General features: G+C 28.3%; 13 protein-coding genes and 1 tRNA gene. 7 read left to right on the forward strand and 7 right to left on the reverse strand.

The window, feature by feature from the left end; translation table 11 throughout:
• Positions 1 to 20 precede the first annotated feature (20 nt).
• Both ACTTAO_RS03795 and ACTTAO_RS03800 read left to right on the forward strand, forming a co-directional pair.
• Positions 21 to 671: an alpha/beta hydrolase gene (locus ACTTAO_RS03795; RefSeq protein WP_440655733.1), complete on the forward strand. Its 651-nt coding sequence runs from the start codon at positions 21 to 23 to the stop codon at positions 669 to 671.
• Between the two features lie 47 nt (positions 672 to 718).
• A complete protein-coding gene (locus ACTTAO_RS03800; protein ID WP_262590094.1) occupies positions 719 to 1288 on the forward strand; it encodes an HNH endonuclease in 570 nt (189 codons plus the stop codon).
• On the opposite strand, the gene ACTTAO_RS03805 is transcribed toward ACTTAO_RS03800, so the two are convergent.
• Genes ACTTAO_RS03805 through ACTTAO_RS03815 form a run of 3 tightly spaced genes read right to left on the reverse strand, consistent with a single transcriptional unit; the run spans position 1285 to position 2882 of the window.
• Positions 1285 to 1818: a demethoxyubiquinone hydroxylase family protein gene (locus ACTTAO_RS03805; RefSeq protein ID WP_262590095.1), complete on the reverse strand. Its 534-nt coding sequence runs from the start codon at positions 1816 to 1818 to the stop codon at positions 1285 to 1287. The two genes, ACTTAO_RS03800 and ACTTAO_RS03805, sit on opposite strands and share 4 nt — an antisense overlap.
• Positions 1802 to 2284, reverse strand: a complete 483-nt coding sequence (locus ACTTAO_RS03810) for a disulfide bond formation protein B (protein WP_440671974.1) — start codon at positions 2282 to 2284, stop codon at positions 1802 to 1804. The genes ACTTAO_RS03805 and ACTTAO_RS03810 overlap by 17 nt, the downstream gene beginning before the upstream one ends.
• Entirely contained in the window at positions 2277 to 2882 is a 606-nt protein-coding gene (locus tag ACTTAO_RS03815) for a YqaA family protein (protein WP_262590097.1), read from the reverse strand. The genes ACTTAO_RS03810 and ACTTAO_RS03815 overlap by 8 nt, the downstream gene beginning before the upstream one ends.
• Positions 2883 to 2939: 57 nt before the next feature.
• Here ACTTAO_RS03815 and ACTTAO_RS03820 point away from each other — a divergent pair.
• Positions 2940 to 3024 (forward strand) — tRNA-Leu (locus tag ACTTAO_RS03820).
• 6 nt (positions 3025 to 3030) lie between these two features.
• A complete protein-coding gene (locus tag ACTTAO_RS03825) occupies positions 3031 to 4728 on the forward strand; it encodes an AMP-dependent synthetase/ligase (protein ID WP_440690953.1) in 1698 nt (565 codons plus the stop codon).
• A 359-nt stretch (positions 4729 to 5087) separates the two neighbouring features.
• Here the strand turns inward: ACTTAO_RS03825 and ACTTAO_RS03830 are convergent, their stop codons facing one another.
• Genes ACTTAO_RS03830 through ACTTAO_RS03845 form a run of 4 tightly spaced genes read right to left on the reverse strand, consistent with a single transcriptional unit; the run spans position 5088 to position 9171 of the window.
• The gene (locus ACTTAO_RS03830; protein WP_440690954.1) at positions 5088 to 5993 is read right to left on the reverse strand and encodes a CarD family transcriptional regulator; all 906 of its coding nucleotides are present in this window, start codon (positions 5991 to 5993) and stop codon (positions 5088 to 5090) included.
• On the reverse strand, positions 5950 to 6276 hold the full coding sequence (fdxA, locus tag ACTTAO_RS03835) for a ferredoxin FdxA (protein WP_075484280.1): 327 nt from the start codon (positions 6274 to 6276) through the stop codon (positions 5950 to 5952). Before fdxA ends, ACTTAO_RS03830 begins: the two co-directional genes overlap by 44 nt.
• The gene (locus tag ACTTAO_RS03840) at positions 6273 to 6689 is read right to left on the reverse strand and encodes a TerB family tellurite resistance protein (protein WP_440690955.1); all 417 of its coding nucleotides are present in this window, start codon (positions 6687 to 6689) and stop codon (positions 6273 to 6275) included. Before ACTTAO_RS03840 ends, fdxA begins: the two co-directional genes overlap by 4 nt.
• A 4-nt stretch (positions 6690 to 6693) precedes the next feature.
• A complete protein-coding gene (locus ACTTAO_RS03845) occupies positions 6694 to 9171 on the reverse strand; it encodes a helicase-related protein (RefSeq protein WP_440690956.1) in 2478 nt (825 codons plus the stop codon).
• A gap of 174 nt (positions 9172 to 9345) precedes the next feature.
• Between ACTTAO_RS03845 and ACTTAO_RS03850 the strand changes: the two genes are divergently transcribed.
• From ACTTAO_RS03850 to ACTTAO_RS03860, 3 genes are all read left to right on the forward strand, one after another.
• A complete protein-coding gene (locus ACTTAO_RS03850; RefSeq protein WP_440690957.1) occupies positions 9346 to 11307 on the forward strand; it encodes an acetoacetate--CoA ligase in 1962 nt (653 codons plus the stop codon).
• Positions 11308 to 12534, forward strand: coding sequence for a pyridoxal phosphate-dependent aminotransferase (locus ACTTAO_RS03855; RefSeq protein ID WP_440690958.1), 1227 nt, complete (start codon positions 11308 to 11310; stop codon positions 12532 to 12534).
• 84 nt (positions 12535 to 12618) lie between these two features.
• Positions 12619 to 13623: a TAXI family TRAP transporter solute-binding subunit gene (locus ACTTAO_RS03860; RefSeq protein WP_440690959.1), complete on the forward strand. Its 1005-nt coding sequence runs from the start codon at positions 12619 to 12621 to the stop codon at positions 13621 to 13623.
• Positions 13624 to 13634: the final 11 nt, after the last annotated feature.

The raw sequence follows: 13634 nt of genomic DNA on the forward strand, positions 1-13634 counted from the left end.
AAAAACATAATAAATCATCTATGACATTTTGCCTTAATTCAATCATCATCAAACCAGAAGAAGGAACAGAAATTAAGAATGCGATAATTTTACTTCATGGGTATGGTGGAGATGGAAAAGACATAAGTATGTTAACTTTAAATTGGAAAAGACATCTGCCAAACACTATTTTTATTTGTCCTAATGGACATGAAAAGTGTGCAATTAATCCATCAGGATATCAATGGTTTGATTTAACCAAAGAAGATCAATCTTATATTCTTGAAGAGTCAATTAAAGCTGAAAATGTTATTAAAAAATTTATTGAGGAAGTTAAAATTGAATACAACTTATCAAATCAACAAATTTGTTTATCAGGCTTTAGCCAGGGCTGCATGATGTCTTTGAATGTTGGTCTTACCTCAAATGAAAAATTTTTATGTGTCGTAGGATTTTCAGGGAAAATAATAGATCAAATTAATTTGAAAGATAGAATCAAAAATAGCACAGATACATTACTAATACATGGTGATGTCGACCAAATTGTTCCATCAACACATTTACTTGAAGCTAAAGATTTTTTAATTCGAAATAATATTCCTGTTGAAACGTTATTAATAAAAAATTGCGACCATCACATTCCTATCGAGGCATCAAGTACAGCATTAAATTATATTTTAAAAAAAATTTAACATCTGATCATATTGATTATGATGCTAAACTAAGTTAATGTTTTAATGTGAACAACTTTATTGAACAAGATGTATCATTAGAAAAATGTCCTGCATTAGTTCTTAATGCTGATTACAGACCCCTAAGCTATTACCCACTATCATTATGGTCATGGCAAGACACTGTGAAATCAGTTTTTCTTGATAGAGTTATAATTGTAAGTCATTACGATAGAACTATCAGAAGCCCTTCATTTAATATGAAGCTACCAAGTGTTATAGCTTTAAAAGACTATATTGTTCCTCAAACGAAACCAAGTTTTACTAGATTTAACGTTTTTTTAAGAGATAAATTCTCTTGTCAATATTGTGGAAGTAATGAGGAACTTACTTTTGATCATTTGCTTCCAAGATCTAAAGGTGGAGAAACAAATTGGGACAATGTTGTTACAGCTTGTTCAGCTTGTAATGTAAAAAAAGGTGGAAAATTATTAAAACATTCAGGAATGAAATTAAATCAATATCCATTCAGACCTTCAACAGAAGATTTACATAAAAATGGTAAGAACTTTCCTCCTAACTTTTTACACAAAAGTTGGATGGATTATTTATATTGGGATGTTGAATTAGAAACTTAAATTTTTTCAGAAATATTAATTGCAATTTTAGAACCAGTTTTAATTATTTTATCTAAAATACTGTAAGGTCCCTTTTTAGTTGCTCCCTTTTCATAAGCGATATCTTTATGGTTAAGCTCATCTTCTCTAAATTTTGTAATTTTGTTTTTGAGAAATTTTTCATCTTCATCTAATTGATTAATTTGATTTAAGTAGTGTTCATCAATTACTTCCTCTACAGATGCTGTGCATAGCATGGCTGCCTTTTTCCCTAATAAAGTAGAACCAAATCCTAAACCAACACCTAGTAAATCCCACAGTGGTAAAAGTTTTGTAGGAGCAATGTTTCTTTTTTTAATTTCATTTTCAAAAAATTCACTATGTTCTTTTTCATGAATTTTCATATCTTCTATGATTTTTTTCAAATTTTCATCTTTGACAAATGTATTTAAAGCTAATAATTGACCTTCATATATTTTAACTGCTCCACGCTCACCAGCATGATCTACCCTTATAAATTCTTCAATTTTTTTTTTACTTACTTTTGGCATAGTTTAAATAAATTTTTAATGCATTGATTGTAATTAGAATAGAAATTACAATATTATACGTTGTAAGTGATAATCCAAAAATTTTAAATGTTACATCTTTGCAGCTCACTTTTTGTTCTTGCAATTGTTTTAAAATTTCTTCTTTGGAAGTTGCCTCAGAGCCATTTTTTAGGTCACAAACTAAAGACTCTTCGATAAATCCTTGTTCAATACCAAAATGATAAACTGATAAGATAGTAGCTGCTAAAAAAACTATTACCAATAAAACCAAAAATATTTTTTCAAACTGATAAAATTTATAATTCAAGAGTATAATTACTATTGCAATTACATATGGAATTCTCTCTAAGATACAAAGATTGCATGGTTGATGACCCAAAATATATTCAATAAAGAACGCTGACATTAAAGCAACGAAACTGACTAATAAAATTAGGTTAAGAAACAATGATTTGTTATTAAGCATTAAATTTAAAAATTAAAAATATAATTCCTAATACTATAACTATTAAAATTCCAATTATAGTGAACCATTTTGAACCATGCTTCTCCATGAATTCGGTAAATAAGTCACCAAATTTATAAGATAAATAAGCAACAATAAAAAATCTAAGGCTTCTCGAGATTAAACTTACAACAATAAATACAGGTAAACTAAAACCAACAACACCGCTAGCAATAGTGAATGCTTTATAGGGAAGAGGAGTAAATCCTGCTAGAAAAAGAATACTTAGCCAGGCAAAAAAACCTGATCCCTGAGACAAACTTGTCTTCAAATTTTCTACTTTATTTTCATAACCATAAAATTCAATTACATGAATAGCTAAATCATAAAACAAATAACCTAGTAAATATCCAAAAACTCCACCTAAAACTGAAAATATAGATGCGATTAAAAATATTTTAAAATATTCTTTTTTTTTAGCAATCACCATAGGAATAATCATTACATCTGGAGGTATAGGAAAAAATGAACTTTCAGTGAAGGAAACAATTCCTAAGTATAATTTTGAACTTTTGTGAGCAGCTAAATTTAAACAATATTTATAAAGACTTTGGAACATTTTTTAGTTTTAATATAATTTTAGTTCTTATACTATTTAATTATAATTGAATATAACGGGCGAATGGCGGAACTGGTAGACGCGCACGACTCAAAATCGTGTTTCGCAAGAAGTGAGAGTTCGATTCTCTCTTCGCCCACCAAAGTTTATGAATATAAAAAACTATAATAATCTTTTAGAATTATTTTATAATCAGTATACAAAAGAAAAAGCAGATCAAATTTTTCTAAAATCCTTAAAAAATCCAAACGATAAATTTTCTTGGAGAGATACTTATTTGAATATTATAAAATTAAGCAATGAGCTTAAATCTTTAATTCAAAAAAAAGATAGATGTTTATTAATTTCAGAAAATAGACCTGAATGGATGATATCTGATTTAGCGATAATGTTAGCAGGTGGAATTACCGTGCCAGCCTATACCACTTATACCGAAAGAGATTATGAATATTTAATTGATGATTGTAATCCATCAGTAATAATTGTCTCAGATCAAGTTCAATATAATAAAATTAAAAATATAATTTCTATAAAGCCATTTATAAAAAAGGTTATCACCTTTGATCAAATTGACAGTCAATCTGATACTATATGCGTTAAAGACATTTTTTTGAGGAACGACTGTGAAGAGATCGATTTTTTAAAATTAGAAATTTCAAGAAAAGATGTAGCTTGTATTATTTATACATCAGGAACTCAAGGTAACCCCAAGGGAGTAATGCTTAGTCATGGGGGGATTTTAAATAATTGTGAAGGTTCTATTTCACTTTTAAAAGAGATAATATCTTACAAACCTAAATTCCTAACTTGGTTACCATTATCTCATTCTTATGAACACACCGTTCAGTTTGTCCAAATAGCAATAGGTGCCGAAGTTTACTACGCAGAAAGTATAGATAAGCTAATTAAAAACATGGGGGAGTGTAGTCCAGATATTATGACAGCTGTTCCAAGATTTTATCAGAATCTGTATCAAAAAATTAATTCAACTTTTAATAAAGCTACTGGCTTTAAAAAATCTCTAATAAACAAAATGCTATATCTAGGAGAAAAAGTACTAACAAATCAAAAACTTACTTTTTTTGAAAAAGTGCAAAATACAATCTGTGAAAAAATAGTTAGAAAAAAAATAAAAGCTCAGTTTGGAGGTTCTTTAAAAGCATTCATTTCTGGAGGAGGTGCGCTAGATAAAGAAGTGGGTGTTTTTTTAAATTCGATAGGTTTACCGACTTTGCAAGGGTATGGGTTAACTGAAACTTCTCCAGTTGTAAGTTGTAACCCAATAAAAGATATAAGGATAGATACAGTAGGTCCTGCTTTTAGTGGAAATGAGGTGAAAATTGCTGATGATGGTGAAATTCTGGTTAAAGGTGAAAACGTTATGTTAGGTTATTGGAATAAAAGGGAAGAGACTGAAAAAGTTTTAAAGGATGGCTGGTTATACACTGGAGATATAGGACATTTTGAAAATGGATACTTAAAAATTACTGATAGAAAAAAAGATATTTTAATTACACCAGGTGGTGACAATATTTCACCTGTAAAAATTGAAAATGACTTACTGAAAATTGAATATGTAGAGCAAGCATTAGTTTATGGAGATAACAAACCATATTTAATAGCTATTTTAGTTTTAAATAATAATGATAGTAATGTGTCAGATGAAAACATTTCAAAAGAAATAGAAACAATAAATAAAAACTTATCTAAGATAGAAAAAATTAAAAAGTTTTTTGTAATTAAAGATCAATTTACAATTGAAAATGGATTAATGACACCAACCTTAAAGTTAAAAAGATATAAAATTATTGAAAAGTATAAAAGTGAAATAGAAAAACTTTATTAAATTTCTTTAAATTAAGAGTTTATTTACCGCATAAACATTAACTAAATTAATAAAAAAATTTTTTACAAAAAATAAAAAATAAAAAATATTTTTTTTAAAATTCGCTTTTAATTAATGATTTGACATAAGTTGTATAAAAAAATAAAAATAAGTTAACAGCGAATCAATTTGATTCGTTAAACTAAAAAGGGAGCTAAAGATGCCTAAGAAAAGAAAAAAAGCGGCAAAGAAAACTAAGAAAAAAGCTAAGAAAAAAGCTAAGAAAAAAGCTAAAAAGGCTAAGAAAAGAAGAAAGTAATAACTTAGTATTCTTTACAAAAAACGCTTCTCATAACTTTTTGTGTGAGAGGCGTTTTTTTTTATTCGTCTAAAGGTTCGTCAGTTTCAGAAATAGGTTCTTCGACAGGTAAATCAGCAGTTGGAGTTTTAGGAGTGGCGCTAATAGCTTGTGTTTGTCCACCAACATTTCTCTTTAATGCTTTATCTAATTTTTTTTGAGTATCTTCTGGTGATAAATTTAAAATTATCTGAAATTCTGATTGCATTCTTTCATAAGCTTTTTCAAAAAGTTGTCTTTCACTATAAGATTGATCAACCATAAGATCATCACCTTTGTTTAGATCTCTTACAACTTCAGCTAATTCATAAATTTTACCTGATGAAATTTTTGCCTCATATTCTTGTGCTCTTCTACTCCACATTGATCTTTTGATTTTTGGTTTACTTTTTAATATAGAAATACATTTGTTTACTTGATTAATTGTTGCTAAAGGCCTTAGGTGAGACTGTTTGTTAACGGGTACCATACCATTAGCTTTATCTTTTTCAAATTTGATAACGTATGTTTCAACATCAATACCACCGATATTTATTTTTTTAAATTCTGTAATTTGACCAACGCCATGTTTTGGATAAACAACATAATCTTTAATTTTAAATTCTCTTTTTTCAGTTTCTTGTTTTTTAACTTTTTTTATCTCAGGTTTAACCTCATTAGTTTTTGATATTCTTAAATTATCAACTTTCGTTTCATCTTGCGTTTCAGTAGTTTTTGAAACTTTTTTTATTTTAGGAGATTTATTTGGAATTTTCTTTAATACTTTTTTAGCTCTTTTTACTACTACTTTTTTGACTTTTTTAGTTCTAGTTTTTACAACTTTTTTAACTTTAGTTACTTTTTTCTTTTTAACTTTTTTTGTCATTTCTTTATCTGATTTACCTTTAAAGATTTTCTTTAAAATACTTTTCGTACTTATTTTGCTCATTTTTAAATTTTTCGTGATCCGCTGGGGGATCTTTTTTCTCACTTATGTTTGGCCAGATTTCTGAATATTTTTTATTGATCTCTAACCATTTTTCGCTTCCAGGTTCTGTATCTGCTTTTATAGCATCAACGGGGCACTCTGGCTCACAAACGCCACAATCTATACACTCATCCGGTTTAATTACAAGCATATTTTTACCTTCATAAAAACAATCAACCGGACAAACGTCTACACAATCAGTAAGCTTACACTTAATACAATTGTCGTTTACAATATAAGTCACTCTTTACTTTCCTCTTTTAATCTATGCTTAATATCCCCCATAGTTTTACTGTCAATGTATAAAAGTCCCGCTAATCTTCTCATAAGATTTGTTTCATACATATCCGCATCTTCATTAGAATAAATAATTGACCAAAGAGCTTCCACTATTTTAATTTTATCTTTTTCAGGTAAATTTTTAATTTCTCTTGTGAAGTCTAAAATTTGGTTTGAATTTTCCTCAATAATTTTTGCATCTTGTATAGTTTTTGTGATTTTTTCACTTTCAAGGCCCAACTCTAGAAGTGTTTTTTTAATTATTTCCTCTTCTTTGTCAGTATAATTTTCATCTATTTTTGCAGTATGGATTAATAAAGCACAAACTTTTACTATAAAATTATTCTCTTCTTTTTTATCTGTCTTTCTAAAAAACATAAAATTAACCTAACTTGAGATTTTTAAGAACTTTAAATGGATTTTCATTTGAAACTTTTTTGTTCTGTATCTTTTTGAATTTTTTAACAGGATTATATTTAAAAAACATGTCTTGTTCTTTCTCATAAGTTTTATAACCCATTTTTTGTAATAATTTTTTAAAGTTCTCTTTGCTGCACCCTAAAAGATTTAACATTTCAGGTATCATTTTTATTTCATTATTTTCTTTTGAAGTAGCATTAATAATTTGTACAAAGAGTCTTTCAAGAATATCTATTCTTACAAAAAGATTATCAAATTTTTCAAATCCACAGAGAAGCATAAAATTTTTATTTTTAGAATCTTTATCTTCTAAAAAATTTAATCCAAAAGTTGGTGGTTTTAAATTATAGAATTTTTGATGAAAATTTTTCCACAATAAGGTTCTTAAAGATACAGCATCTGGTTTTATAAGCTGATAAAGGAATACATGGTATCTTCCAAATTTTACACCCAATTCTCTAAGTACTTTTCTGTCTATTTGTTCAAGATTTTTTAAATAATCAGAAACTTGTTCTCTTTTTAAAACACCATTATTTTCATAAAGCTGATAAGCCAAAGCCTTAATTGAAGACTTATCTTCTTTAATGTTTTTTAAATCTATTAAACTTTTCAAGACATCACTAATTTTAGAGTTTAGCCATTTTTGAATAAAATCATTTAGTTTTTGTTTTGGATTTTGTTCAATAATGTCATCAACAACTAAAGTAAAATTAGGACTTAAATAATCATTTCCTGGTAACAGTCTAGCAATTGGAAATTCATTCCAATATATTTTAAAATCCTCTTTTAAATCTATTAATCCCGTATCTATAATTGATTGAATTCTTTTATCAAACTCAGGTCCAATTGATTGTCTAGCAGCTTTTTTTAATGATTTGATATCAGTTTCAAGAGAGCCTTTTTTTAAATCTAATTCTAATTTCAAACCTTTGATTTTACCAATAAACTGATCATCTATTTTAACGTCATTGTTCTGTAATATTTCAGTTTTGAATTCCATGTCTTGTTTTAAACCTCTTGCAAGTATACTTGCTCTTTTGTCGATAAAAGTCTTGGTAAGTTCTTCATGAAGTCTATCAGAAAGTCTATCTTCTAAATGTTTTGTTTTTTCTATCCAATAATTTTGATTTTCTACCCAATTATTTTTATTTGAAACATAAGACCAAGTTCTTACATTTGCAATTCTATTTGATAAAGAATCTACATTTCCCTCTAATTTATCAAGTTTCATGAGCTGTAATCTCATGTAATCTTCTGAAATTAGACCTTTTTCACTGTTTAAAAATTTAAAAACATTTCTGATCACTTCATAATGATTGCCGTAGGTTTTTTTAACAAAATCAGGTATCTGACAACATTCCCATAATAATTTGAGAGTTCTTTCGTTAAATTCTAGATTATTTTTTTCATCTTTTATAAAATATTTTAGCGCTCTTTCATCCTCACATTCGTGAACTTTTCTTAACCATTCCATCTGGGGTCTTTCTTCAAGACTTTTAATCAGTGAATTTGGGTTATTGAAATTAAGATCAGAATTTCTCCAGAATAAAGTTCTTATTTCTTCAAATTTATGTCCTTCAATTAATTCCACTTCTTCAGGTGAAATTTCTTTACAATCACCAGTTATTCCAAAACCACCATCATTTAAATATCTTCCAGCTCTTCCCGCTATTTGACCTATTTCAGATAAATTTAATTTTCTTAATTTTTTTCCATCAAATTTTTTAAGATTTGAAAAATATACATAATCTAGATCCATATTTATTCCCATTCCAATAGCGTCAGTGGCAACTAAAAAATCGACATCTCCAGATTGGTAAAGTTCTACTTGAGCATTTCTTGTTTTAGGACTTAATGAACCCATCACTATAGCTGCCCCACCCTTTTGTCTTCTTATTAATTCTGCTATTGCATAAACTTCCTCCGCTGAAAAAGCTATAATTGCAGTTTTTCTATTTATCCTTGATATCTTTTTATGTCCGGCATAAGTGAGTTTTGACAATCTATCTCTATTAATAAATTCTAAATCCTCGTTTAATTTAGATATGATGTTTTTAATAGTACTAGAACCCATTAGCATCGTAAGTTTTTCACCTCTTAAATTTAATAATCTATCTGTGAATATGTGACCTCTTTCATGATCTGCACACATTTGGATTTCATCTATGCCCACAAATTCTAAATGTTTTTCAATAGGCATTGATTCGACTGTGCATAAATAATATTTTGCGTTTGTAGGAATTATTTTTTCTTCACCAGTAATTAAAGCAACTTTGTCTATACTAATTTTTTTTATTACTTTATCGTAAACCTCTCTTGCTAATAATCTTAATGGGAACCCAATCATTCCGCTGTCAAAAGATAGCATTGTGTCAATTGCAAGATGAGTTTTACCTGTGTTTGTTGGACCAAGAACAGCTGTAATTTTATTTTTAGGCATTTCTATCTTTGGTGTATAATTTTTTTTACCTACCAGATATTGTTAGTGCTAAAGAACAAAAATAGACTAAAACATGACCGAATCGGAGGGTAAAAAGTTCTCATTTTTATATTAATATTAATGAGAATATCATAATTGAGATTAATTCTATAATAGTAATTTAATAAAATAAAAATGACCAATAAACTTTGGGAAGCATCTTTAAAAGAGAAAAAAAATTCAAATCTTTATGCTTTTGAGAAATTTATTTCAAATAAAATCAAAAAAAAATTTAATTTAAATTACAAAACTTTTTTAAATTGGACTGTTAAAAATTCTGCTGAGTTTTGGAATTATTTTTGGGAATTTTCAGAAATTAAAGGATTGAAAAGTAAAAAAAAAATTAAAAAATCCAAAATATTTTATAAAAATTTATTCTTACCAGGTAGTAAGTTAAATTTTGGTGAGAATTTATTATCAAAAAATAATGATGATAAGGCAATCACTTTTATAAGTGAAAATGGCTTTAGAGAAGAAAAATCTTGGAGAGAATTAAATTTAAGTACAGGCAAAATTGTAAAGTTTTTAAAGGAAATTAAAATTAAAAAAGGAGACAGAGTTGCAGCTTATATGCCTAATACTATCGAGACAGTTGAGGCGTTTATAGCAGCGAGTACTATAGGAAGCATTTGGTCATCATGCAGTCCTGACTTCGGTATTAAAGGTGTTGTTGAAAGATTTTCTCAAATTAATCCAAAAGTTTTGTTCATTACAGACCAGTATTTTTACAACGAGAAAAAAATTAATGTATTAGAGAGATTATCTGAAATTTTAAAATCTATTCCATCAATTAAAAATGTTGTGATTGTTAATTATCCTGGAAAAAAATATGTCACTAATAAAAGTAAATATAAGAAAATAAATTTAATTAAATGGCGAGAGATTATTCAAAATCAATCTGAAAAAATAAATTTTAAAAAGTATGATTTCGAAAGCGAGTTGACTATTTTATATTCAAGTGGAACAACTGGAAAACCAAAATGTATTTGCCACAGAACTGGTGGAGTTCTTCTTCAACATAAGAAAGAACACCAATTACATTGCGATATAAAAGAAAATGATAACGTGTTTTATTTTACCACTTGTGGTTGGATGATGTGGAATTGGTTAGTAAGCTCGTTAGCTTCAAAGGCATCAATAGTACTTTTTGATGGTTCTCCAATGTATAAATCAAGTGATTTACTTTTAAAAATAGCACAAAGAGAAAAAATTACTCTGTTTGGAATTAGTGCTAAATATATTGATGCTCTAAGAAAATTAGAACCTAATCTTAAATTTAAATATAAACTTCAAAAATTAAAAACAATATGTTCAACAGGTTCTCCTTTATCAAGTGAAGGTTTTAAATATGTTTACAAAAATATTAAAAAAAAAGTTCATCTCTCATCTATTTCGGGCGGAACAGATATTGTATCATGTTTTGTTTTAGGAAATATATATCAGCCAGTAAATATTGGTGAAATACAAAATTCTGGCTTAGGTTTAGATGTTGATGTCTTTAATGATAGCGGTAAATCTTTAAAAAATTCTAAAGGTGAACTAGTTTGTAAAAATCCATTTCCATCAATGCCTATTAAATTTTGGAATGATAAAAATGACATAAAATTTAAAAAAGCTTACTTCAATAGATATAAAAATACCTGGCATCATGGAGATTATGCTGAAAGAAGAAATACCGATGGTTTTATTATACATGGAAGATCTGACACTACCCTTAATCCAGGAGGTGTAAGACTTGGTACTGCTGAAATATATTCTGAGGTTGAAAAGTTTAAAGAAATTAAAGAAGCACTAGTAGTTGGTCAATCTTGGGATAATGATATAAGAATAATTCTTTTCGTTGTAATGAGTAATGAATACATACTTAATGATTCTTTACTTAATAGAATAAAAACTAAAATAAGAATAAATGCATCACCAAGACATGTCCCTAGTAAAGTAATTGTTGTAAAAGATATTCCAAGAACTAAAAGTGGTAAAATTGTTGAGCTTGCAGTTAAAAGCACTATAGAAGGAAGTGTTGTTAAAAATAAAGAAGCTTTAGCAAACCCAGAAGTTTTAAAACAATATCAAAATTTGAAACAATTAAGTTATTAAATGTTAAAAAATATAGTTAAAGATTTAAAACCATCTTCTACGCTAGCAATTAATGAAGCTTCAAAAAAACTTGAAGATGAAGGAAAAAAAATATTTAAATTTGGTTTTGGACAATCACCCTTTAAAGTTCCAAAAGACGTAGTAGAGGAGCTTAAAAATAATGCGTATCAAAACAAATATTTGCCCATGCAAGGTCTTTCAGAACTAAGACAGTCTGTTGCAAAATACACATCAAAGAAAAAAAATTATGAATATAATTCTGAAAATGTCATCATAGGACCAGGCTCTAAAGAGTTGATGTTTTTACTTCATGTAATATTCTATGGTGAAATTATATTGCCAGCACCTAGTTGGGTTTCTTACGCGCCACAAGCAATATTAGGAAGAAACAAAATTCAAATTTTACAAACAAAAAGAGAAAATAATTGGTTCCCTACAGCTCAAGAAATAGAGGAAGTAATATTAAAAGATAAAAATAAAAATTATTTATTATTTTTAAATTCCCCCAATAATCCTTCAGGACAAGTTTGTGAAAATTTAGAAGAGATTTCTAATGTTGCAAATAAACATAATCTTATAATTTTATCTGATGAGATATATTCAGAACTGACTTTTACAAAAAATTATAAGTCTATTTCAAATTTTTGTCCTGAAAAAACAATTATCAGTACCGGCCTAAGTAAATGGTGTGGAGCTGGTGGTTGGAGATTGGGATATTTTATTGTTCCAGAGAGCTTAAATGACATAAAAAATATGATTAATGTTTTAGCCAGTGAAACCTTTTCATCAGTAAGTGCGCCTATCCAATATGCTGCGATAAAAGCATATGAAAACAATCATAGTAAATACATTAATAAATCTAAAAATATTTTAAAGGCTGTCGGCAATTATGTTTATCAAAATTTAAAATCTAACAAAATTTTAATCAATGAACCTCAAGGAGGTTTCTATTTAATGCCTGAATTTTTAAATTCTAAATTTAAAACTTCATCAGAAATGTGTGGAAATATTTTAAAAGAAACAGGTGTTGCATTATTACCTGGATCAGATTTTGGATTTAATGAGAGTAAAATGCTAGCAAGATTAAGCTTTACTGATTTTGATGGAGAAAAATTTATGAGCAGTATTGGAGATAATCAGTCTATTGATTTTGATATAATTGAAAAGTTGGCACCAAAGGTTGTAGAAGGTGTTAATAATTTAAAAAAATGGTCAGAAAATCTTTAAAATCAACCTATACATCTGTTATAATTTTTTGGTAAAGTTTATTTATAAAAAATAACGACATACAATTATAGAGAAGGAAGAATAATGAAAAAAATAATCACATCTCTATCAAGTGCTTTACTGATTTTATTTGCATCACTGTCCTTAACTACAGTTGCTAAATCAGCTGAGTTCTTTACGATAGGAACAGGCGGACCTACTGGAGTATATTTCCAAACAGGTAACGCTATATGTAAAATGCTTCACAAATCAGCAATTAGTGCTGAGCATGGAAGAAGCAAGGGTACAGCTAAAGCTTATAGATGTACTGCTCCATCGACAGGTGGTTCAAATTATAATATTGGACAAATAGCAGCTGGAGAATTTCAATTTGGTGTAGCTCAATCTGACTGGCAATATCACGCAGTGAATGGTTCAAGCAAATGGGAAGGAAAACAGTTTAGTGATTTGAGAGCTGTTTTTTCAGTTCACAACGAACCTTTTCAAATTTGGGCTAGAAAAAAAGCAAGAATTAAAGATTTTGCAGACTTAGAAGGTAAAGTAGTAAACATTGGTAACCCTGGTTCTGGTCAGAGAGGAACTATGGAAGAGCTAATGAAAGCTATGGGTGTTGATAATAGTTTCTTTAAATCAACGACAGAGTTAACTTCTTCAGAGCAAGTGAAAGCTTTATGTGATGGTAAAATTGATGCATTTGGTTATTCGGTTGGATTTCCAAATGGTGCAATGGAACAAGCAGCAACTTGTGCCGCTAAAGCATCTCCAATCAATTTGACTGGACCAGAAGTTCAAGGCTTAATTGATGGTGCTGATTACTATGCGCAGGCTGTAATTCCTAAAGGCACTTATACAAAACAGAAAAAAGATGCTACTACATTTGGTGTTAAAGCAACTGTGGTAACTTCGGCAGATGTTTCTGAAGAATTAGTGTACTTAGTTACAAAAGCAGTTTTTGAAAACTTTGATGATTTCAAAAAACAACATCCAGCATTTGGATTTTTGGAAAAGAAAAACATGATTAAAGATGGTTTATCTGCTCCACTACATCCTGGTGCAATTAAATATTATAAAGAAGCTGGATTAATGTAATCTAAGTTTTT

This window comes from Candidatus Pelagibacter sp. HIMB1782, from assembly GCF_052047475.1.
In the GTDB taxonomy this organism is placed as follows: Bacteria; Pseudomonadota; Alphaproteobacteria; order Pelagibacterales; family Pelagibacteraceae; genus Pelagibacter.